The sequence below is a fragment of the Clostridium manihotivorum genome, from assembly GCF_004015185.1.
GTDB classification, from domain to species: domain Bacteria; phylum Bacillota; class Clostridia; order Clostridiales; family Clostridiaceae; genus Clostridium_AR; species Clostridium_AR manihotivorum.
Map to the genome: position 1 here is coordinate 6,117,048 of NZ_CP025746.1, position 23,809 is coordinate 6,140,856.

Sequence of the window (23,809 nt, forward strand, 5' to 3'; positions counted from 1 at the left end):
CTCTAATGTAAAAAGTATAGCAATTTGCTTTACAGCAAAAAACAGCATAGGATGTCCTACACTGTTATATTAATCGATTTAATTAAAATAATCTACTATTTTCTTTTATTTCCTTTTATTTTAGCCCTTTAACTCAATAACGCGCTTTATAGAAGCAATAATATCTTCTGTAGTAAGTCCATATGCTTTTAGCAATTCATCTGGCTTACCACTCTCTCCAAAAGTATCTTTAACACCTACTCTGACTACTGGTACTGGAATATTCTCGCTTACAACTTCACAAACTGCTGATCCTAGTCCACCGATTATATTATGTTCCTCAGCAGTTACTATTGCTCCAGTTTCTCTTGCTGCTGATATTATAATTTCTTTATCAATTGGTTTTATTGTATGAATATTAATAACTGCTACATCTATTCCCTCTGTCTTTAGAACTTTTTTAGCTTCTAAAGCCTTTTCAACCATTATACCTGTAGCTATTATAGTAGCATCTTTACCTTCAGAAAGTTTTACTCCTTTACCAATCTCGAACTTATAATCTGCATTGTCATTAATAGTAGAAACTGCAACTCTTCCTAGTCTTACATAGCATGGTCCTACATATTCAGCTACTGCCTTTATAGCAGCCTCTGTTTCTATATCATCAGACGGATTTATAACAGTCATATTCGGAATGCTTCTCATTAGTGATAAATCTTCTATAGCTTGATGTGAAGCTCCATCTTCTCCTACAGTTAAACCTGCATGCGTAGCACACACTTTTACATTCAAATTTGGGTAGCATATGGAATTTCTTATCTGCTCAAAAGCTCTTCCAGCAGCAAACATTGCAAAAGTACTAACAAAAGGTATTTTATCACAAGTTGAAAGACCTGCCGCAACCCCCATCATATTTCCTTCTGCTATTCCCATATTTAAAAATCTTTCAGGAAACACCGCTTTAAAATCTGCTGTTTTTGTTGATTTAGAAAGGTCAGCATCCAATACTACCACCTTTTGATTTATCTTACCTAGCTCAGCAAGTGCCTTGCCATAAGCTTCTCTAGTTGCAATTTTATTAGACATTAATTCTCCCCTCCTATTTCATTTAAAGCAATCTCACATTGTTCCTTATTTGGTGCAGCTCCATGCCATCCAGCCTGATTTTCCATGAATGAAACACCTTTTCCTTTTATAGTCTTACATACAACCATGGTAGGTTTACCTTTAACATTTTTAGCTTCGTTTAAGGCATTGATTATTTGATCTATATCATGACCATCTATATTGATAACATTCCATCCAAAGGCTAAAAACTTCTCTCCAATTGGAGCTGGATTCATTACTTTTTCTATCTCTCCATCTATTTGTAAACCATTATTATCAACAAAAGCTGTTAAATTATCAAGTTTATAATGAGCTGCAGACATTGCCGCCTCCCAAACTTGTCCTTCTTCAAGTTCTCCATCTCCCAATAAAGCATATACTCTATAAGCCTTATTATCTAATTTTCCAGCAAGCGCCATACCAACTGCTGCTGATATTCCTTGTCCTAAAGATCCTGTAGACATATCTACTCCTGGAACATCATTCATATTTGGATGACCTTGAAGCATAGAGCCTAATTTTCTAAGGCCATTTAGCTCTTCTACTGAGAAAAATCCTCTTCTTGCTAGTACACTATATAATACTGGCGCAGCATGCCCTTTAGATAAAACAAATCTATCTCTATCAGTCATTCTAGGATTTTTAGGGTCTATATTCATTTCTTTAAAATAAAGAGTTGTTAATATATCTGCTGCTGAAAGCGATCCACCAGGATGACCTGATGCTGATTCTGTCAGCATAGAAATAATATCTTTTCTTACAACCTTAGCAATTTGTTTTAATTCATCAACTTTATTACTCATATTATCCCCCTCTAGGTCTTAGCCTATTATCTATATAGAAGCAAAACTTTAGAACTAACTTTTTAATTTATCTGTTACATATCTGTATGTAATTGAAATTAATCTAGTATCAAAGTTGTACAGCTCTAAATATCATAATGTTAAACAGCTATGCCAAACCAATAAATATTTTATCATAGCTTTCCTAAATTGGATATACTTATTTTATAAAAAAGATGCCATTTATACACAAATATGATATATGTGCTATACTATTTAGAAAATTTTATTTTATTAAACAGAAAATTTTAGCTTTCATGGGTGATTATGTCTCTAGGTTAACTAACAAAGAAATTTATACTGATCTTAACAGTAAAAAAGGAGTTGTGCACTAATTACTTTTAGTGTCACATCTCCTAGATTAATTTTGAACCTGAATTTTTTTACCTCTAGAAACTTCATACAAGATGCTGTTCACTCTCAAATTGATACGGCTGTCTCCTTCATTAATTATCTCAGTTTTATCTTTTTTCATAGAAACCTTAATGTGATTACCTTTATACAAGAATCCAAACTTTAGTTGTTCCCATACCTCCGGCAGCTTTGGAGATAGTGAAATATAATCTTCTTTTATCCTAAGCCCTGCGAATCCATATACAATAGACATCCAGGTTCCGCCCATATTAGCAGTATGAATACCATCCTTTGTATTACCATGAGTATCATCCAAATCTAGTCTTGCTGTTTCAATAAAATACTTATATGCTAAATCAGTATATCCCACCTTTGAAGCCATAATACTATATGCGGCGCAAGATAAAGACGAATCATGAGTTGTTATTTTTTCATAGTAATCATAGGAATTCTTTATGATATTAAACTCAACTTCATCTTCTACTAGGAAGTGGGCTAGAACTGTGTCAGCTTGCTTTAGTACTTGGTACCTATATATTGTTAGAGGATGATAATTTAATAGCAATGGATAATTCTCACTAGGTGTATTTTCAAAATCCCATATAGCTTTATGTAAAAAAGAATCATCCTGCGGGTTTATTTTTAACTCTTCATCATATGGTAAATACATATTTTTATAAGCTTTTTCAAAAAGCCTAACTTCTTTTTCTTCGATATTAATTCTTTTACTTAATTCTCTAATAAATTCTGAATCCTTATTTCTAAATTCATCGTAAAGCTTACTTGCCCATTTTAAATTGAATTTTGCCATGACATTTGTATAGTAATTATTATTCACAATTGCTGTGTATTCATCAGGTCCTGTTACAGCATCTATCTTAAACAAACCTTTATCAAAATGCCCTATTTCAATCCATATCCTTGCAGTTTCAAAGATAACTTCTAGTCCAAATTCCTTAATGAAATCTAAGTCACCAGTCGCCAAATAATATTGAATATAGGAATAAGCTATATCTCCATTAATATGATACTGGGCTGTGCCTGCTGGGAAATATGATGAACACTCCTTGCCTATTATGGTTCTCCATGGATAGGCAGCACCTTTTTTATGCCCCATCTCTAATGCCCTTTGTCTAGCCAATCCTAAAATATTATATCTATATCTTAAAAGTCCTTTTGCAAGCTTTGGATAGCATAGTATAAAGAATGGAAGGATGTATATTTCTGTGTCCCAAAAGTAATGACCTTCATATCCTTCACCACTCAAGCCTTTTGCAGTGATATTGCTTCTATCATCTCTTCCTACTGCTTGGAATAGTTGATATAAATTGTACTTAAGCCCTTGACGAAGCTTTTCATCCCCCTCAATATCAATATCTGCTAAATTCCAAAACTCACTTAGATGCTCCTCTTGAGTTTTAACCAACATTTCAAATGGTATCTTGCTAATACTTTTCGCCTTTTCTTCACCAATACTTACTACATCTGCATGTCTTAGAGAGTCAGTATATATATTATATTTTATAAAATTGATCACCTTTTTACCTGGTTTGATTGTAAAAATGCTTTTTGCTTTTTTATCTGTTTTTTCAAAAATACATTCATACGTTGAACTACATACATGCTTTGTAGTAACTGCTACAATATTTTTTGCATTTTTTGTTTGCGAAACTATTTGCATAATTTCATCTTCAAGTGTTATAGAGTTTACAGATAATATTTTAGCATGTCCTGTACCTACTCTTGGATCATTATCATCTATAAAATTTTCTACATCTCCGCTAATGGAAGATTCTATAATAATTTCTTCATCAAAATTTACTTTCTCAATGTCATAATGAATAACAAATAACTCCAAATGGTCCAAAGATGCAAGTCTAGATATCTTTATTTTTAGTTCTTTTCCAGATGGTGAAACCCACCATATTTCTCTAATATAGCATCCTTTTTTCATATCTAGCTTTCTACTAAAGTCTTTAAGCGTACCTTGAAAAATAGATAACTTTTGTCCATCAATTATTATATCGATATCTTGTGAATCAATGACATTCACAATTTTCTGCATGCTATCAGGAAATGCATATGCTTTTTCACCATAGGTAATTGGTGTATCTTCATAAAACGCATTTATATATGTTCCTCTAATTGTTTTATATTTCTCAGGATACTTCTCTTCAAAGTTTCCTCTTATCCCTATATATCCATTAGAAACATTGAAGATACTTTCATTTTTTAAAAGTTTATTTTCATCTAAGCTATAATCACTTACAATCCATTCATTCTCCATTTCCTATTCTCTCTTTCTAATATATTTATACTACTTCATCTTTTAAGCTATTTAACCGCTCCAGCCATAACTCCCTTTATTATATGTTTCTGAGAAACTAAGTAAAAAATTACAACTGGTATAACTGTTAAAACTAATCCAGCCATAGCTAAGTTCCATTGAATTGTAAATTCTCCAAAGAAATAAAATGTTGAAAGTGGTATTGTTCTAAGTTCTGGATCTCTTAGTACTAGTGATGGTAATAAATAATCATTCCATATACTAATAACATTTAAAATAGCTACTGTGATTGTAATTGGCTTTAAGTTCGGAAATACTATTCTCCAGTACAATTGAAATTTATTGCAACCATCTATCATTGCCGCTTCTTCTAACGCACGAGGAACACTCTTAATAAATCCATGATATAAAAAGACTGCAAGACTTGTTCCAAAGCCAACATTCATAAAAATAAGGCCATAAAAAGTATTAATCATAGAAAACCCAATTGAAGGTATTTCCCATTTACTCATATACTGCATCAATGGGATCATAACTGATTGGAATGGTATAAGCATGGTTACAACTAGCATTAAGAGTATTACATTGGCAATCTTTGACTTACTACGAACTAATGCCCATGCTGTCATAGAAGAAAATACTATAATTAAGACAGTACTTATTACTGTTACAATTAAAGAATTGGTCAATGCATGAAGAAAATTCATTTTATCTATTGCTTGTAGATAATATGAAAGATCAAAAGCTTTAGGTAACCCAAGTGTATCAGTAAATATCTGCTCTCTTCCTTTGAACGAATTTACTAACATGATATATATAGGAAATAAAGTCATTATTGCTACAATAATTCCAAGGATAAAAAAGATTTTATATGCTTTCGACTTTGACTTCATCACATTTCAACCTCTTTCTTTTTAGTAATGGAAATTTGTACTATAGTAATTATCATAATAACTAAGAAAAACATTATAGATTTAGCTTGTGCCTCAGCATATTTGTTATATCCAAAGGCTGTTGAAAATATATTCATACTAATAAGCTCCGTTGATCCAAAAGGTCCACCATTTGTTAAAGATAGATTTGTATCGTATTGCTTAAAGGAATTTGCTAAAGTAACGAACAAACTTACTGTAAAGGCAGGAGCTATAAGTGGTACAGTTACTTTTCTAAATTTAGTCCATGCGCTTGCTCCATCAATATCTGCTGCTTCTAATACTTCATCTGATATGCTCTCAATAGAGGCAATATATATTATCATTACATATCCAGCCATTTGCCACACCCCTACTATAACTAACGCCCAAAAGGCAGCAGTAGGATTGTCTAACCAATTGAAAAATATCTTTGAAGTATGTGTCATTTGCCCTAAGTTCTCAAATAACTTTGTAAATACGAATTTCCATATAAAGCCTAGTATTAACCCACCGATTAGATTAGGTAAGAAATATACAGCCCTAAAGAAATTTTTAAACTTAACCTTTGATGTTACAAGCATTGCAAGTGAAAGCCCAACAATATTAACTAAAATAGTCATAGCAATAACGTATTTTGTGGTTAACAAAAAAGAGGCAGCGAATTTTCCATCTTGAAAAGCTGAAATATAATTTTTTATTCCTACAAAACTGGCCCCTGTAAAAGCAAATCCATCCCAATTAGTAAATGAATATATGACTCCCATTATAAACGGGATAATAACAACATTTACAAATATAAATAAAGATGGAATAACAAATAAGGCTGTAGTTATTTTATTTTTATACTTTTTATTCATTATTTTCGCTCCATTTCTAACCTTATTTTTAATTTCTACATCTTACTTAATCTTTATATACCTTAAAAGCCTCAAGAGAGGCTTCTAAGGCTACACTAAGTACTATTTTTTAGCTGCATTTACCCAAACCTTTTGTATTTCATCTAATAGTTGGTCCGAATTAATTTGACCAGCATAGAATTTTTCCATGGCACTTGTACAATCCTTATCAACACCTGCAGGGAATAGGTTAAATGTCCATGGTACTGTTTTTCCTGCATCTGAATACTTAGAAACTTCCTTAGAAAGAACACTTAAATTACTTGTATCAAAACCATTGTATGCTGGAATAACTTTAAATTTATCAGTTACAATCTTTTGTCCATCTTTAGTAGTTAATAACCAATCTAAGAACTTGATAGCACCAGTTTGTTGTTCCTTTGTAGCCGCATTATTTACATGGAAGAAGTTTGTGTTTCCTACTGCAAGAGAAGTATTACCATTTGCAGGCATTGGAATCATACCATAATCAAAACCAACCTTATATTGATCTATAATTGATTGAGCCCAGTTACCTTGATGAATCATTGCATATTTACCTTGTGCAAAACCTGCAACTTGATCATCATAAGTATCCTTAGCTAGATTAGTATATGGTTTTAATTTTTGTAGATCTTCAGCATATTTCTTAACTTCTGGTACATCCTTAAGATTTAATTGTCCGCTTACCACCTTAGGAATAATATCTTTATAGTTACTCATAGTTGCAAATGGCCAGTTAAATGGATGCATAAATTGGAAGTAAGTTTCTTTTGCAAAAGCAAGTGGCTTATTCACTCCTTTAACTTTTGAAAGTTTTTCGCAAGCTGAAATTAGATCATCCATTGTCTTTATGCTATCAGCATCTACTCCGGCATCTTTAAACATTTGCTTGTTGTAAACAAGTCCAATTCCCTCTACTGCTAATGGTAATCCATATAATTTACCATCCTTCATAGTATCTTCAGCTTGTCCTTTAGCTATATTCTTAGCTGCAGCTGCTGAATCCATAGGAGCCATGTACTTGAAGAATTTTTCAAACTCACTTCCACTATTGCAAGTAAAGATTGTAGGTGCCTTGGCAGGACTTGATGCAAATTGTGATTGTAAGGTAGTAACCAAATTATCTCCTGCTGCTCCTAACACCTTCACTTCCACATCACTTTGGGAAGAATTAAACTGTTTAGCTGCATTTTCAAGTTCAGGTTGAATTTCAACCTTATTTTGAATCAATGTAACTTCTGTTTTTCCTGACCTTGAACTTGATCCTCCACCATTAGATCCACATCCTACCATAGTTGTTAATGCCACCGCCATAACACAGATAACACTTAATATTTTTTTGGTTTTCATACTATTTCCCCCTATTTTTAATTCTCAATATGTTATTGTTTTTTGTAATGTAAATATTTATTTTTATCTTTTTTAAGCCGCTCAATTTATTAAACGTTTACAAAGATAACATAAATACATTTCACTAATTAAATTTTCTTAGTTAATGATAGTAAAACTTTAAGTTATTTAATCAGGTGGATTATGGTACTAAGTTCCACACAATAAGGAATCTTTTACATTTGTAGGACCGTTGTATCTAAATTAATTAATGGTTACATTGACATTATATCCAAAAAAAACTATAATTTTTATACAATATTAATAACTTTTGCACTTTTTTAAGATTACTTTTTGAGGTGATATAGAAATGAAAAGTATTTATAAAAAAATCGAGGATACTATGGTTAAAAATAGATATGCTTCATATATTCATCCACCTTATGAACTTGAATCTAAATTGGTACAATGTATTCAACAACTGGATCTTGAAACTGCTAGCTACATTTTAAATAAAATTAATTCACTCGAAAGGGCTCAATTATCTAACCAACCCTTAACTTCTCTTAAATATTCCATTGTAGGTTCTTGTGCAATTTTTACCAGAGCTGCAATAGAAGGAGGTTTGGATACTGAAACAGCCTTTATATTAAGCGATTATTATATAAATCTAATAGACGAAACTCCCAACGTTCATGCGCTACAAGAATTGGAGTATTCAATGTTGACAGATTTTATTAATGTTTTAAAAAGATACAAGCAGTATTTTTATAACCCACTTATAAATAGAGTAATAGAATATATAAAAAAAAATATAGAAAATCCTTTATCTCTTCAAGAGATATCAACTTTCGCAAAGGTACATCCTAACTACCTCTCTGCTGCTTTTAAAAAGGAAGTTGGTAAAACTTTATCTGAGTATATTAGTGAGGTTAAGATAGGAGCTATAAAACTTTATCTCAATAACACTGACTTATCTGTGACTGAAATCAGTCATATTTTTAACTTTAATCATATAACATACTTTTCACGCTTCTTTAAGAAACATATAGGACTCACTCCAATGGAATATAGAAAGCAGGTCTTAACTGCAACCGTTTAATATTCAACAAATAAATTTTCCTATGGAAAAGAAAGATAAAAACCAGATATATCATTGGGAAAATAGTTATTTATAAAAAACATGGGCTGTGGCATAAACGTTTTTATACGCTAATGCAACAGCCCCTTCAAATATCTAATCTAATGCTAAACTTATTAGTAAAGCTCTATTCACCTTTTTCATATCCTCATCAGTCATATGACCAATTTTCTCTTTTAATCTTTTTTTATCTAAAGTACGTACCTGCTCTAATAGTACAACTGAATCTCTATTAAGACCATACTCTTCTGAAGATATCTCAACGTGAGTAGGAAGCTTAGCTTTATTAATCTGAGATGTTATAGCAGCAACAATTACAGTTGGACTATACTTATTGCCTATATCATTTTGTACAATTATTACAGGTCTTATGCCACCTTGTTCTGAACCTATTACAGGACTTAGATCTGCATAAAATATATCTCCTCTTTTTACATTTGTCCCCGTCATTACATATATCACACTCCGAATAGCCATGTCTCATATTCAATAGTATTTTTAAGTTCTGATGAAACACCAAATTCAGCAAGTTCAGAATTTATACTTGCCATCTCTTCATAACCTTTTTTCATCAACAAATAAAATTTTGATTCTTCATCGTCCTCATTATATGATATTAAATTTGCATCATTTAATTGACTATAAATTTCATATTTTTTTTTCAATGCATTATTTCCCTTATTCTTTGAATATGACATGATTCTCCCATCTCCTCAGAGTTATAAAAAGAATGATATATGTATAAGTAAATTATAGCAAATTATGTCACAATGTCAAAGAATTTTCATCTTTTAGTATTCCGTTTTTACTTTTTTTTACATTTATTTTTAAATTTATTTATTTCAATGTAAGATTAATCAAAAGTTTTTTATCAGCTTTAGTGATAGTACTATATGACCTTTATTCCAATTCCATATTCTATGTACATACTCTCGGAAATCTCTCCATATAGGTAAAATATATATTTACAAACATTAACCCTATGCTCAATCTCCTTAAGTATTATAATTCTTATGTTTTTCTTTATCATAACTTTTCTAGATAAAACAGCAAAAAGTTTATTTTACATTTATATGTCAAATACTATATTTCAAACAGCTTTTTATCAACGTTCTTAAGTTTCTTAAAATTACTATAAACTATTTTTCCACGCTCACTTCCTTTCTTATCATATATTATCAACTCTTTAGGCACTCTCTTTTCACTATCGATTACCAATAACTGTTTGTCCATATTTTTATTTCCATTGAGCATGGAAAACTCAACCATTAAATACCTTATGCCATTAATATCCTTATAGTAGTATTTAATCTCATTATCTAGTACAATATACTTTCTAATCTCATCCATAAATGCTAACTTATAGAACTGATCAGAGTCCTTGTCCATTTCGTATTGTCTGTTTGAATTTATATCTTTTATATAGATCTTGTTTTCTTTATAAAGATTTATCCTGCCATCCTTAAACTCTACCTTTGTCCCTTGTGTTTTGTCATACCACTGAGTAGAATCATACTTAACTTCACCTCTTGAACTTATAGCTGTATAAGAGACGTCTGTACTGTATGCATCTATTTCTTTAATCTCATCTAGAATTTCCTCTGGTGTAATATTAAAAAACCTTTGATAAGCAGCAAATATTGATACTGCTGCTATTATTAAAAATAATAATATTAATAATAGTCTATTCCTTTTCATAAATCCTCCTAAATTATGACTACATTAATACTATTATTAAAGAAAGCAGGATTTTATTCTATTTTAGCTGGATTTCTTTTATTATTGATGATATATTATCCATGATATGACTAGCATTAACACAATACATGGACTCTGATAGTGAATCTCCTATATACCCGTGTATATAAGCACTTATCGCCGCAGCTTCAAGTATAGAAAGCCCCTGAGCTATAAAGCTTGCTATAATACCAGTTAAGCAATCACCCATTCCACCTGAAGCCATAGAACTATTTCCAGTGGGATTTACATAAGTCTTATTTCCATCTGTTATTATTGTATTGTACCCCTTTAATAATACCACTATTTTGTATTTAATGGCAAATTCTCTTGATACTTCCAACCTATTTTCCTTTATATATTCTCTTGAATATCCTGTTAAAGTAGCCATTTCTCCTATATGTGGTGTTATTACAATTGGCAGATTGTTATTTATGAGTAATTCTTTTTTATCCTTTAAAACATTTATACCATCTGCATCTATAACCAGTGGACATGTGGACCTATTTAATACTTTCTTTAATAGTTCTAAGGTTAACCCCGTATCTCCCATCCCTGGACCTATCGCTATGCAATTACTTTTATCAATAAGTCTCGACAAAGCTTCTTCATCTTCATAGCTCGAAGTCATAGCTTCTGTAAGCTTTGTTGATAATATCTTTTGCAAATCTGGTGAAGTGCATAGAGTAGCCAATCCCGCTCCACTTCTAACTGCACTATTAACGGTAATATATGCAGCGCCAGAAAAACCTGAAGATCCTGCCAAAACTAAAACTTTACCATAATCCCCTTTATATCCATACTTATTTCTGTTTGGTATGTACTTCTTCACCATTTCCTCTGTAATCATGAAAATATTATCGTTATATTGATCCACTATCTCATCTGTTATTCCGATGTTCTCTATAATTATATGGCCAGTATATTTGCTAGTTCCCCAAGTTAAAAAACCTTTTTTTAAAAATTGAAAGGTTATAGTCTTATCAGCCTCAATGCAGTTGCCAAGTACCTTCCCCGTATTACATTCCATACCTGATGGAGTATCAATAGAAACTATATAATTACTGTTTTCATTTATAACAGAGATTACATCTATATAAAACTCTGATAGATTTCGGCTTAGACCTGTTCCGAATATAGCATCTATTGTTGCATCACTATTTAACAAGGATTCTCTAAGTTGTGAGCAGTCCTCTATGTTATTTAAGCCATATACTTTTACACCTAAATTCTTAAGTATACTATAATTCATAGAACAATCATCAGATAATTTACCATTTAAATCAATTAAAAACACATCAATGCTCTTACCTAAAGCCTTAAGATGCCTAGCTAAAGCTAATCCATCTCCTCCATTATTCCCATTACCGCAAACAATTACATAATTCTTATGAATTTTTAAATCTAAATTACTTAAAACTTTTAAAGCTGCATTTTCCATCAGAACAATACTAGGTATGCCTATCTTATCTATACAGTATTGATCTATCTTTCTAATATTTTCAGAGGATCCTATTCTCATTTTATTCTCCCTCCAATACAGCAAATGCAATAGCATCAGTTTTATTATGAGATATGCTTACGTGTACTAATTTAACGTTTTTCAAGTCAGCTATTATTCTAGCTCTTCCAAATAAATTTACTTCTGGCTTTCCTATTTCATTTCTAAGAATCTCTATGTCTTTTAATTGAAATCCTCTTATTCCAGTGCCTAGAGCTTTACTTATAGCTTCTTTTGCTGCAAAATTACCAGCTATTGACTCCATTCTCATATTTCGCTGAACAAATAAACTTATTTCTCTTTCACTAAATACTTTACTCATAAATGATTTAGTTCTTTCGACAGCTCTTTTTATTCTATCTATTTCAATAATATCTACTCCAGTTCCTATAATCATCTGCTCACCCCTAAACATATTTGAAAATCTTATTATAAACTACAGTTTGCCTTACTAAAGAGTTCATATATCGAAACTTAATTTATACTTGTTCGAAAATCTCGGCTTTTGGGGATTTTCGGGCATGTATAAATTGATAGTTGAGTTAGGAACTCTATATTATTTTATAGCTAATAAAAGATATTTCAAAGTTGTACTAAGGATAAACTGCAAAATATTAAGGAAAGCAATTACTTTCCTTAAGAAAAAGAATATATTAATTTGCAACAGACAGATAGCATGTACTGAAATCTTCTACTAGCTCATCTACTCTTTCTCCAAGTATATCAATCAAATGAATAGGAGATACTTGATTTTCATAAACCAAATTTAACAACTGATGTACACTATCGTATATTGGTGAAATCTTGTCTATAGAGTCTCTTTCTATATTAACAATTTTATTATCGTAGTAGTCAACTCTCTCTACTTCAATTCCATATACAGGTGTTCCTTTAAAGTCAGATTTGATAAGTCTGTAAGAATAGTCACATTCCCTGTTGTCAATGTTTACCTTTCTCCATAAATTTTCAACAACCATCATAAAATTACCCCCTTAAGTCTTATAAACCATGTTATAGAACTCATAGGAATATCCTAACACTAATTATTTTATTTTTGTGTCAAATGATGGTTTGTCAAAAATTTTTTTCTCTTTAAAATATGACACAATACTTTAAAAACGTCTTTTGATAATCCTATATCTGCGCCATATGGAAAATTAATACTGCGAATTGTCATAAGAAACAAACAAAACTTGCCGAATCCATGCTTTTTTTGTAAACAACTTTTATATTATTTTATTATCTGTTTTAATCCTATATTAATTCCTAAGTATCTGCAGATATCCTCTACTATTAGCAAAGCCGCAATCTTTAAAGGGAGATTATCTATAGAATCATCATCAAGCTTTAAAGTCTTTTTATAAAATTCTCCTAACTCTTTCTTGTACTTCATTTCTTTATATATCTCATTTAATATAGACACGATTACTTCATAACATACCTGAATAAAATCTTTCTGCACCTCTTCACTATTATTAATCACAGATTTTATTATATAATTTAATCTCTTATTACTATACTTCTCCTCTATCTCTACAGTAAATCGGTCTCCGATATAAGTTCCTAGTAAATCTTCATCAAAAATTGCAATTTCTCCATCAGTATTAAAGAATAGCACAAAATCTGCTGCTACTTTTCCTTCCTTGGTAATGTCACTAATTAATTGACTCATCTGCTTACTAAAGTTACTAGTGTACTTTGCGTCCAACAAAAAATAGGATAACTCTCTAGAAGAAGCTACCCTTACAAAGTCAGAAAAATTATTATATGTTTTCTTCATAAAATCATTATTTCTCATTATTTAACCTCCCTTGCAATTCAAGTAGTATTTTTATCCAAAGGAGATTATTTTATTCAAGAATTTATGCCTTTTTAATATCTTTTATCTGTTTTTTTAATCCTTTATAGTTTTCTTCATATTCTTTTATTACCTCTTTACTAATTTCATGTGAAGAAAACTTAGCTTCATTATAGGTATCAATTATATTCTTAAACTCCTTATCTCTATCTATATAGGATTTTGATATATTAAATAATTGACTTGCAGTCATACTTCTTTTAAATATATTTTTCTTATAAGTATCTTTTTCTATATTATAAAATATCTCTAGTATCTTTCCATTTGCTCCGGACCAATTATTTTTTTTAATCTTTTTATTATTCTTTCCTAGTTCTTCTAAACTTTCTCTTTCTATTCCTCCAAGAGTCTCAATGTTCCTCTGCTTATCCTTACTTCTCTTCAATATCATTCTAAACATAATTATAAAAAACATAACTATAAGAAGAATAAATATAATTTTTAATACTAGGTTAGTAGTAACACCACTATAGTCGCCAACCTTTAATTGATTATCTACTGTCTTAGCTCCATTATCAACACTTTCGGTTGTCTTAGCATTAGCCAATAATGCTTGTATCATTTTTATAGGATACTCAAGCAGTAATGATATAAAATAGATAAGTGTCAGAGGAATCCATTCAATTTTCTTATATAATATTTTAATAATATTCAACAGAAATGTGTATATATATGGATTAAATAAAAATAAAGATAACACAATTATTATTATATAACTTTTTGCTTTTTTAGAGCTTTCAAGTTTATATTGAAATGCTCTTGAAGCTCTTAATAAGATAATTCCTGTAATTAAGAACAGCATATAAAATGGATATAAGTAGGTAGTAACTTCTTTAGATGCAAAGAAAGAGAATACTATTCCTACAACTAAAAATATTACTAAATTTCTTAGTCTGCTTTTATAAAAATCTCTTGTTATAGATCCACTTTCCCCCCCAAATAATAACACTTCTTGAATTAAAACTATTAGTTGTAAGCTTAGGTTATCTCCTACCCCAAACATAATGCATAATGTAATAAAATATAATACATTATGAACTACTATAATAATTTTATATCCATTCTTCTTACTTATTTTATTATTCATATAATAAAATAGAAACATGAACAATATTGTAATAACATAAACAATGAATTTAGGTTCTACTCCACCTATAGCATTTAACAGAATTGATGAAATTATAAATGCAAAAGTAGATACTAAAATACCGTATATTACTTTAATAAATCTATATAAATTCATCATCTTCCCTCCCCGCTTAGATGTAACTTTTCAACTCCAGGAATATTAATATCTCCTTGTTTTGATATATCTATAAGCTTTATCAGTATCCCCTTACTTCTTAATATATTTATTATTGCTGCAGATTCATTATCAATATATGAAGTGATAAGCAGATACACTGTATTTATATCAAACTTATCTCTTTTATTATATATATAGTCACTAAATGAAAACTTTGTATTTACATCTATCCTTGCACAATATTCTAAAAATCTTTCAACTGATGAAGTAGATGGAGGCAATTCATTGCCGTGCTTTCCAAAATAACTTACTATCTGCCCATTTGTCCATATTCCTGTAGCAATACCTCCATATATAAGCTCCTTGCCTATTGATGCCATCAACTCTATTCCGCTTTCAATATTATTACCTTCATACACATTCCAGAATGGTGTTGTAGTCTGAGTGTTAAATAAAAAGGTAACTTGTCTATCAGAAGTAAAATCATATTCTCTTACCATTAGTTTTCCCATTCTTATAGAAGAGTTCCAATGAATATCTTTCATCCTATGATCTGTGGTATACTCCCTAATGCCTTTTACATACAATGGATCTTGAAATATCCACCTCTTTACTATTATATCTCCTAAAAGACTATTATTATTAAATTGAAGTTCTGAAAGACTCTTAACTTTGGGAAATACTATTATTTCAATGTAATCTTCAAATTCACGAATATCTTCAGATAATCCAAAAACATCTCCTATTGATACTTTTATGTTTTTCAAATAATATATTCCTCTTTTATTAGATGAAAATTTGTAATTAAACTTCAGCCTTTCTACTGCCCCGATATTGAAAACATTGGAATAATATTTTACATCACCTATTCTCTCACTATATGATTGGCCTATTCTTTCTAATTCTAATGGAACTTGTTCTTCAACATGAACAAAAGGTATAAATATCTTAGAGAAGTTTTCAAAATACAACTTTGCATTTATTTCTTCCCCAGGATACATTGATTTTTTATCGATCTTTCTAAATATTGATAGGTTTCTAAATGCATTTCTTCTTATCTTTTCTGCTATTATAGAAATTATTGATATAGAAAAAAATAATATTAATATACCATCCACGTCACCACCTCACTGGATTACAGCTTTTCTAAAGGAGTATCTATCTTATTTAATATATCTTCTAAGATCTTTTCTTGAGAATCACTTCTAGAGGTTCCAATAGAGGATTTTACAGTTAAACGATGGGAGACAATGCTTACTGCTATGCTCTTAATATCCTCAGGTATTACATAATCTCTACCACTAATTGCTGCTAATGCTTGAGCTCCTCTCATTAAGTTTAAAGTAGCTCTAGGAGATGCTCCTAACTCTATATCATAGCTCTTTCTTGTTTCTGAAATTATATCAAGTATATAACTCTTAATATCTTCACTTACACTTACTTCTGAGTAATGTTTTTGTACATATATTATATCTTCCATAGATATAACCGCTTTCAAATCTTCTAAAGGATCTTCACTCATATATTTATTTAATATTGCCCTCTCTTCCTCATACTCAGGATACCCCATAGAAAGTCTCATAAAGAACCTATCCATCTGTGCTTCAGGAAGCGGGAATGTACCAAACTGCTCAATAGGGTTCTGAGTCGCTATTACAAAGAAAGGGCTATCAAGCTTTAAGGTATTTCCTTCAATAGTAACTTGCCTTTCTTCCATACACTCAAGTAAAGCTGACTGAGTTCTAGGTGTGGCTCTATTTATTTCGTCTGCAAGGACTATGTTACTCATCAACGGTCCCTTTTTCAGTTCAAACTCACCTGTTTTTTGATTATAGAAGTATATTCCAGTCAGATCAGATGGTAAAAGATCCGGAGTAAACTGAACTCTTTTAAATGTACAGTTTAAAGTCTTCGATAAGGCTTTTGAAAGCTTGGTTTTACCTAATCCAGGTATGTCTTCTAACAGAACATGTCCAGAACAAATAAAAGCTACAATTATTTTATCAATCTTTTCCTCTTTTCCTACTATTACTTTTCCAATATTGTTTTGAATCTTCTCTCTAAATTTCACAAAATTATTTATCTCCATATAATTCAGGTAATCTACTGCTTACCCTTCGCCCCCTTTAAACAAATAATTACTAATATTAATATTTATATATAATTATAACTATAGAGTTCAAGCATTTGCAACTTTAGTGAGCTATTATATCTATGTTAAATAAAAAACTTTCAAAATATTAATTATTTATTATATTTTTCGAAAACTTATCTAAGTTTTATTTTTTCTGCATCTATCTTTTCGAATTTACATGACGAAAATATGACAGTATGCATAATTTTATTTTGTTACTATTTACTCTAAGGAGCCGCTCTAAAGCCTTTGTATTGCTAGGTTTAGATAGCAAAAATTTCATACTTAATTTAACAGTAAAAAAAGCAAATGGAGCTGGTTTACCAACTCCATTTGCTTTTTATCTCACCTAAATTCCCACAAATACCATAATTGAAGAAACGGTAATCTTTTTTGTATACGTTATCATCAACTAACTTAATTATACCATATACATTAAATTTTGCAATATCAAATAATAAATTTTGTATAAAACTAGAATCTTTTATTCAATTACCCAGTGTTTAATTTATTTCTGTACTGAATATGTAATAAAGTAAAGACGTATACTAATTTAAACGACTATATTTAAGGATTTTACACTTTAATAAAACCTATTTTAATTACTAAATCTTTAAATATACAACCTATATTTGTTAAATTTTTATCTTTACAAAACAGCTAGTTAGTGTATAATATATATATATATAACAAATAATAATTATTAATTAATAAACGGTTTGTATTAATGTGAATAGTTGAGGAGAGTGATTTTAGTGCGTTCTTTAGAAGTTAAAAATGATATTCATTGGGTAGGTGCTTTAGATCCTGATTTAAGAGTCTTTGATATTATAATGTATACTCCAAACGGAACAACTTACAACTCTTATGTAGTTAAGGGTAGTGAAAAAGTAGCAATATTTGAAACAGTTAAGGTTCAATTCTTTGATCAATATATTTCAAGATTGAAAAGCTTAGATGTTGATATAAATAATATAGATTATATAGTAGTTGATCATACTGAACCAGATCATGCTGGCTCAGTTGCAAAATTATTAGAGCTTTCACCTAATGCAAAAATAGTAGGTTCAGCTCCAGCTATTAAATTTATGCACAAAATAGCAAATACTAAATTTGAAGCCATAGTAGTTAATGATGGTGATACTATAAGTTTAGGTAATAAGACATTACAATTCTTATCAGTACCATTCTTACATTGGCCAGATTCTATATATACTTATGTAAAAGAAGATAAATTGTTAATAACTTGTGATTCTTTTGGAAGCCACTTCTGCTTTGAGGGAGTATTTGATGATTTAATACCAGCAGAAGACCATGACAGATATATGGAGTCATTAAGATACTATTACGACTGTATAATGGGACCATTTAAGCCTTATGTCCTTAAGGCTATAGATAAGATAAAGGATTTAGAAATTGATACTATATGTACAGGACACGGACCAATATTAAGAACAACTCCTTGGGACGTGGTTAACCTTTATAAAGAATGGAGCACTCCTCCTTCTCCAAGAGAAGATGGCAAAAAGAAAATAACTATTTCTTACGTTTCAGCTTATGGCTACACTGAACAGCTTGCTTATAAAATAGCTGAAGGCATCAACACAACTGGTGCATATGAAATTAAAGTTTACAACGTAATTAACCACGATATGAAGGATATTGTGGCTGATATAAGCGATTCAGATGGTATATTATTCGGTTCTCCAACAATTGTAAGTGAATTGCTAGAACCTATAAGAGATGTGCTATCAAAATTAAACCCTGTAATTCATGGTGGAAAAGTTGCAGCAGCATTTGGTTCCTATGGTTGGAGCGGAGAAGCTGTTCCAAGAATTGAAACAAGATTAGAAGAACTTAAGATGAAGATTTATGGTCCAGGATTAAAGATAAATTTCAAGCCATCAGAAGAGGACTTACAAAAAGCCTTCGAATTTGGTGTTGGATTTGGTGAAATGGTCCTTGAAAAAAAAAAGTCTGACTTCAAACCAAAAAAACAATCAACAGTAGAAAAAATTGAGGGTGGAGACGGAGAATTAAAGCTTTGGAAGTGCGTTATATGCGGAGAAATATTTGAAGGAGAGCTTCCTCCTGAAATATGTCCAGTATGTGGTGCTGGAAGTGATCAATTTGTTGAAGTTGAAAGAGAAGCTGCTGCACCTGTAAAAGAAAGTAATGATCGCTATGTTATTATTGGTAATGGAGCAGCAGGCTTCTATGCAGCTAAATCCATAAGAGAAAATAATAAAAAAGGTGAAATCACAATAGTATCTAAAGAAGAAGTTAGATCCTACTTTAGACCCCAACTATCAGATCTACTAACAAAAGATATTGCTGATGAGAAGTTTTATATAGCTCCTGAAAAGTGGTACGAAGAAAATTCTATTACTCAGTTATTAGGAGTTACAGTTACAAGCATAGATTCTAATGATAAGGTAGTTTCATTAGATAATGGACAAAATTTAAGCTATGATAAGTTAATACTTGCTAACGGAAGTTATAACTTTATACCTCCTACTGCAGTGATTTCAGATAAAGGCGAAAGCTTAGCCGAACTTAATTCCTTCAACTATAAAACAATCGATGGCATTTACACAATAAAAGATTTAAATGATACTTTTGAAGTTAGAGACGCTTTAAAGCTCTCTAAAAAAGCTATAGTTATAGGTGGAGGCCTTCTCGGTTTAGAAGCCGCTGCTGAAATATCAAAAAAAGGTACAGAAGTTACTGTAGTAGAATTTTTACCAAGATTACTTCCTAGACAACTAGATGAAGCTGGTTCACAATTATTTAAAAATATAATTGATAATTCTGAAGTAGACATATTATTAGGCGAATGCTGCAAAGAAATTGTGGTTAAAGATAATAAAGTGGTTGGAATAAAACTTGGAAGTGGAAAAACTCTTGACTGTGATCTTCTCCTATTCTCAGTTGGTGTTAGACCACATTGCGAATTAGCGAAACTTGCTGGAGTAGATATTAATCGTGGTATTTTAGTTAATGACAACATGGAAACTAACATTGCTGATATCTATGCTTGTGGTGATGTAGCTGAGCTTAATGGAATAGTTTATGGAAACTGGCCTGCTGCTATAGAAATGGGTAAAGTAGCTGGTACTAACTCAGTAGTTAGTTGTAAATCCTTTAATAAGTTCGTATCTTCAGTTATGTTTAACGCCCTAGGAGCTCATGTTTTTTCTGCTGGTTCAGTAGACTTTGCAGATGAGTCTCTTGAAGAAGTGCCTTATAACAACCTACCTGAAGGTCAGTATGGAAAGTTATTCTTCAAAGCTGATAAACTAGTGGCTGGAATATTAATAGGTGGACTAGCAAAAGCAACAAAAATTCTAAGTGGTATAGGTAAAGGTATATCTAAATCAGAAGCAGTTTCTTCAGGTTTAATTTCATAAAACAAGAGATTAAAAGAGGTAAAGATATAATCTTTACCTCTTTCTTTTAGTTACCATCTTCACTTACTAATTCATCATTTTCTACATTCTTTTTGTTTCCTACAAATCTAAAATCTTCTGCTACGACTTCTGCTATGTATTTCTTATTACCATCTTTATCCTCATAGCTTCCCGTTCTTAGTCTTCCGCTCAAACTGATTATGCTTCCTTTTTTCATATATTTACAAACAACTTCAGCCTTTCTGCCCCAAAGAGTAACAGGAATTAAATCCGATTTTCTTTCCCCGTCTGAAGATTTAAAGTTTCTTTCTACAGCAATAATAAACTTAGTATATATTTTCTCGCTGTCTTCAACTATTCTTAGTTCAGGGTCTCTTATTAATCTTCCTAATAAAACAATTTTATTCATAACTTAAACCTCCTGAAGATTCTTATTGTAAATTCTATCCACTCAGGAGTTTTTTATACACTTATAGATATTTATTTAATAATTTTCATCATTCAGCAAGAACTGCATTAATTTCTCCTCCGAGAAGAAGTATAAGTGATGTTAGAAAAAGCCAAGTCATTAAAATAAACACCGCCCCTAGACTTCCGTAAAACCTTGAGTAGTTGCTAAAATTGTTAACATAGTAAGAGAATATATAAGATACCGCCAACCATCCTATAGTACTTACTACTGCACCAGGTAGAACTTCCGACCAACCAAGTTTTCTATTAGGAGTAAAATGATATAGCGCTGCAAAAACTAATATCATAATTGATATCATAACTATAAACCTTACCATATCCCACACAAACTTTATAGCCTCATCAAAAGGAAACCTGGCCATTAGAAAGTGGCCTATTAAATCTCCAAAAACCATAAGAAATAAAGTTATAACTATCATTAGAGCAAAAACTATAGTACACATTATAGCTATAGAGGTAACCTTTATATAAGATCTACTTTCCTTTACCTCATAAGCTTTATTTAACCCTTTTATAACACCACTAAATCCTGAAGAAGATGTCCATAAAGCTAATAGCAAACTTATCCATAATAGGTTCTTTTGCTGAACCTCTACAACCTCTACTACAGTAGACTTTATCAACTCAAAAGCGCTAACAGGAAGTATCAAACTTAAACTAGATAGAACTTGCTCACTACTTAGATTACTCATACCCACAATTGTCATAATGAACATCAAAAACGGAAAAAACGAAAGTATAAGATTATACGCTAATTGAGATGCTAAAGCAAAAATATCATCTTCAATAACTTTTTTAATAAGAATTTTAAAAGTATCAATCAAACAATTCTTTTTCACTAAACAATCTTTATTCATCAAACCACCTTTTTATAATGCTAATAGTAATAATATATTGTTATTATATACATTAATATTCCCTATAAAACTTAAATTATAATTTAATAGACAGCAAACATTTTATACTTTTCTTAAAAGTAAAAAAGCTCTCGTCATAAAGATGAGAGCTTAATAATTTTAAGAGCTATGCCTTACTAGCTTTTTTAAAGAACTTATTGATAAAAGCTAACAGAACTTTATCTTTCGTTAGATATAATACCCCAACATAATATAGTACATTTATTGTAACCGCAAGTAAAAACACAGGAACAACCCTATTTGTGACCATTCTTATCCCTAAGGTTATAGGTATAAATATAATCGAGTATAAAAGATATTTAAGCTTTTCCATAGTAAATAAATTTATCTTTACTTTAAGCACAAATACAGCATAAATAAATTCCATACTTATTAAAATAAAATTAGCTAATGCTGTGGTATATATTGCTGTAACTGCAGTAAATATTCCTAACTTTACTAATGTAATATTAAATATTAAATTCATTACTCCTGCTCCAAGTATAAATAAAACAAGTCTCTTCTCTTTTCTTTTTACATATAATATTTGATTGGTGAAAACAGACTCAAAGGCAGAGGTTATCATAAAGAAAGTAAATCCTTTTAGTACTGGAACAGTATCTATGTACTTAGCACCACCGTATATAAGTACTATCTCTCTAGCAGTCACAAATATTCCAATAGCTGCTGGAAATATGAAAGCAAATAGATTCTCGCACACTTTATTTAAAAGATTATGATACCCATCTTCGTCATCCTTGGCCACTATATTCGCAAGTCTTGGTATAGTTACATATACCACCGATAGTATTAAAGTATTAAGCATAGATGTTATGTATGAAGAAAGCGTATAATATGCAACAGACCTATCACTTACATAATCACCAAGCATTACTCTGTCAAGCTGTATATAAAGCATGTTAGCATTGCCCATTATAAGGGACATTAGTAAATACTTAACGTGGATACTTAAGTTTAAATTCTTAAAACTAAAACCTATTCTTTTCTTTATATAAATGAAACTCACAAAGTAGTTTAAAAGAGTATATGCATTTATTATTACTGTGTATATAATATAGTCTTTCTCTGTTCTTACAAATGCAAATAAGCAGATAAGGTAAATTATTCTTACTATTATGGTTTTTATAGCTATAAAATCATAGTTTTCTAAAGCTTCATTTGCCCACTCTATATAAAATACGTTAGCAAATATATTAATTGAATACAACATCAGTACAGGGTACTTTACTGTACCTCCATACTTTGCATTAGTAAACATTATGAATATTGATAAGACTACAATATTAGCTATTACTCCAATAACAAATAGACTAGTAAATACTGTCTTAAGCTTTTCCTTATCATTTCTTATCCTACTCATTTCTCTTAAGCCATATTGGTATATGCCAAAGGTTGCAAAAATATAGAAATAATTATAGATTGCATCAGCATGATTAATCATTCCCATATTATTGTCCCCTATTACTCTATAGGCATAGGGACCTATTATAAGTGGTACTAATATATTAAAAGTACTTAGTAAAACCTTGAATATTACATTTCTCGTAATAGATTTGTTCTTCTCCATAAAGCTAACCTTCCGTTAAAAAATAATAATTTAAATGATAAAATCTTTGTATGATCTTCTATAGTTAAAAGTACAAAAATAAAATATTCTTTACAAGATGTAATTATATTTTATAGTTTCAATATTGTCCATTAATA

Annotated in this window: 21 protein-coding genes; 2 read left to right on the forward strand and 19 right to left on the reverse strand. The window is 30.5% G+C overall.

Annotation, left to right across the window (positions count from 1 at the left end):
• Positions 1–120: 120 nt before the first annotated feature.
• The 6 genes from C1I91_RS26950 to C1I91_RS26975 form a co-directional block, all read right to left on the reverse strand.
• Complete coding sequence (locus C1I91_RS26950; RefSeq protein WP_128215690.1) at positions 121–1,065, reverse strand: transketolase family protein; 945 nt, start codon at positions 1,063–1,065, stop codon at positions 121–123.
• Positions 1,065–1,889, reverse strand: coding sequence for a transketolase (locus C1I91_RS26955; protein ID WP_128215691.1), 825 nt, complete (start codon positions 1,887–1,889; stop codon positions 1,065–1,067). The genes C1I91_RS26950 and C1I91_RS26955 overlap by 1 nt, the downstream gene beginning before the upstream one ends.
• A gap of 400 nt (positions 1,890–2,289) precedes the next feature.
• A complete protein-coding gene (locus C1I91_RS26960; protein ID WP_128215692.1) occupies positions 2,290–4,569 on the reverse strand; it encodes a glycoside hydrolase family 65 protein in 2,280 nt (759 codons plus the stop codon).
• 47 nt (positions 4,570–4,616) lie between these two features.
• Positions 4,617–5,462 (reverse strand): carbohydrate ABC transporter permease, encoded by an 846-nt coding sequence (locus C1I91_RS26965; protein WP_128216119.1) that lies wholly within the window; start codon positions 5,460–5,462, stop codon positions 4,617–4,619.
• Positions 5,462–6,340: a carbohydrate ABC transporter permease gene (locus tag C1I91_RS26970; RefSeq protein ID WP_128215693.1), complete on the reverse strand. Its 879-nt coding sequence runs from the start codon at positions 6,338–6,340 to the stop codon at positions 5,462–5,464. Before C1I91_RS26970 ends, C1I91_RS26965 begins: the two co-directional genes overlap by 1 nt.
• A 102-nt stretch (positions 6,341–6,442) precedes the next feature.
• Entirely contained in the window at positions 6,443–7,711 is a 1,269-nt protein-coding gene (locus C1I91_RS26975) for an ABC transporter substrate-binding protein (protein ID WP_128215694.1), read from the reverse strand.
• A 349-nt stretch (positions 7,712–8,060) separates the two neighbouring features.
• Here C1I91_RS26975 and C1I91_RS26980 point away from each other — a divergent pair, with 349 nt between their 5' ends.
• Positions 8,061–8,792, forward strand: a complete 732-nt coding sequence (locus C1I91_RS26980) for an AraC family transcriptional regulator (RefSeq protein ID WP_128215695.1) — start codon at positions 8,061–8,063, stop codon at positions 8,790–8,792.
• A 135-nt stretch (positions 8,793–8,927) separates the two neighbouring features.
• Here the strand turns inward: C1I91_RS26980 and C1I91_RS26985 are convergent, their stop codons facing one another.
• The 10 genes from C1I91_RS26985 to C1I91_RS27030 all read right to left on the reverse strand — a co-directional run bounded on the left by C1I91_RS26985 (position 8,928) and on the right by C1I91_RS27030 (position 17,262).
• Complete coding sequence (locus tag C1I91_RS26985; protein ID WP_128215696.1) at positions 8,928–9,281, reverse strand: type II toxin-antitoxin system PemK/MazF family toxin; 354 nt, start codon at positions 9,279–9,281, stop codon at positions 8,928–8,930.
• A gap of 8 nt (positions 9,282–9,289) precedes the next feature.
• Entirely contained in the window at positions 9,290–9,529 is a 240-nt protein-coding gene (locus C1I91_RS26990; protein ID WP_128215697.1) for a hypothetical protein, read from the reverse strand.
• Positions 9,530–9,914: 385 nt separating this feature from the next.
• The gene (locus tag C1I91_RS26995) at positions 9,915–10,529 is read right to left on the reverse strand and encodes a germination lipoprotein GerS-related protein (RefSeq protein ID WP_128215698.1); all 615 of its coding nucleotides are present in this window, start codon (positions 10,527–10,529) and stop codon (positions 9,915–9,917) included.
• A 58-nt stretch (positions 10,530–10,587) separates the two neighbouring features.
• A complete protein-coding gene (locus C1I91_RS27000) occupies positions 10,588–12,090 on the reverse strand; it encodes an NAD(P)H-hydrate dehydratase (RefSeq protein WP_128215699.1) in 1,503 nt (500 codons plus the stop codon).
• 1 nt (position 12,091) lies between these two features.
• Positions 12,092–12,466: a holo-ACP synthase gene (acpS, locus tag C1I91_RS27005; RefSeq protein WP_128215700.1), complete on the reverse strand. Its 375-nt coding sequence runs from the start codon at positions 12,464–12,466 to the stop codon at positions 12,092–12,094.
• 256 nt (positions 12,467–12,722) lie between these two features.
• The gene (locus C1I91_RS27010) at positions 12,723–13,049 is read right to left on the reverse strand and encodes a DUF6514 family protein (protein ID WP_128215701.1); all 327 of its coding nucleotides are present in this window, start codon (positions 13,047–13,049) and stop codon (positions 12,723–12,725) included.
• A gap of 251 nt (positions 13,050–13,300) precedes the next feature.
• Positions 13,301–13,867, reverse strand: coding sequence for a hypothetical protein (locus tag C1I91_RS27015; RefSeq protein ID WP_128215702.1), 567 nt, complete (start codon positions 13,865–13,867; stop codon positions 13,301–13,303).
• A 64-nt stretch (positions 13,868–13,931) separates the two neighbouring features.
• Positions 13,932–15,170 carry a hypothetical protein gene (locus C1I91_RS27020; protein WP_128215703.1) on the reverse strand — a complete coding sequence of 413 codons (1,239 nt, stop codon included), beginning with the start codon at positions 15,168–15,170 and terminating at the stop codon, positions 13,932–13,934.
• On the reverse strand, positions 15,170–16,291 hold the full coding sequence (locus C1I91_RS27025; protein WP_128215704.1) for a DUF58 domain-containing protein: 1,122 nt from the start codon (positions 16,289–16,291) through the stop codon (positions 15,170–15,172). Before C1I91_RS27025 ends, C1I91_RS27020 begins: the two co-directional genes overlap by 1 nt.
• Before the next feature lie 17 nt (positions 16,292–16,308).
• Positions 16,309–17,262, reverse strand: a complete 954-nt coding sequence (locus C1I91_RS27030) for an AAA family ATPase (protein ID WP_128215705.1) — start codon at positions 17,260–17,262, stop codon at positions 16,309–16,311.
• A gap of 800 nt (positions 17,263–18,062) precedes the next feature.
• Between C1I91_RS27030 and C1I91_RS29515 the strand changes: the two genes are divergently transcribed.
• Positions 18,063–20,717, forward strand: coding sequence for an FAD-dependent oxidoreductase (locus C1I91_RS29515; protein WP_128215706.1), 2,655 nt, complete (start codon positions 18,063–18,065; stop codon positions 20,715–20,717).
• A gap of 46 nt (positions 20,718–20,763) precedes the next feature.
• Here the strand turns inward: C1I91_RS29515 and C1I91_RS27040 are convergent, their stop codons facing one another.
• From C1I91_RS27040 to C1I91_RS27050, 3 genes are all read right to left on the reverse strand, one after another.
• Entirely contained in the window at positions 20,764–21,126 is a 363-nt protein-coding gene (locus C1I91_RS27040) for a single-stranded DNA-binding protein (protein ID WP_128215707.1), read from the reverse strand.
• Positions 21,127–21,214: 88 nt separating this feature from the next.
• Positions 21,215–22,045, reverse strand: coding sequence for a YihY/virulence factor BrkB family protein (locus tag C1I91_RS27045; protein ID WP_128215708.1), 831 nt, complete (start codon positions 22,043–22,045; stop codon positions 21,215–21,217).
• A 166-nt stretch (positions 22,046–22,211) separates the two neighbouring features.
• Positions 22,212–23,672, reverse strand: a complete 1,461-nt coding sequence (locus tag C1I91_RS27050; RefSeq protein ID WP_128215709.1) for an oligosaccharide flippase family protein — start codon at positions 23,670–23,672, stop codon at positions 22,212–22,214.
• Between the last annotated feature and the right edge of the window lie 137 nt (positions 23,673–23,809).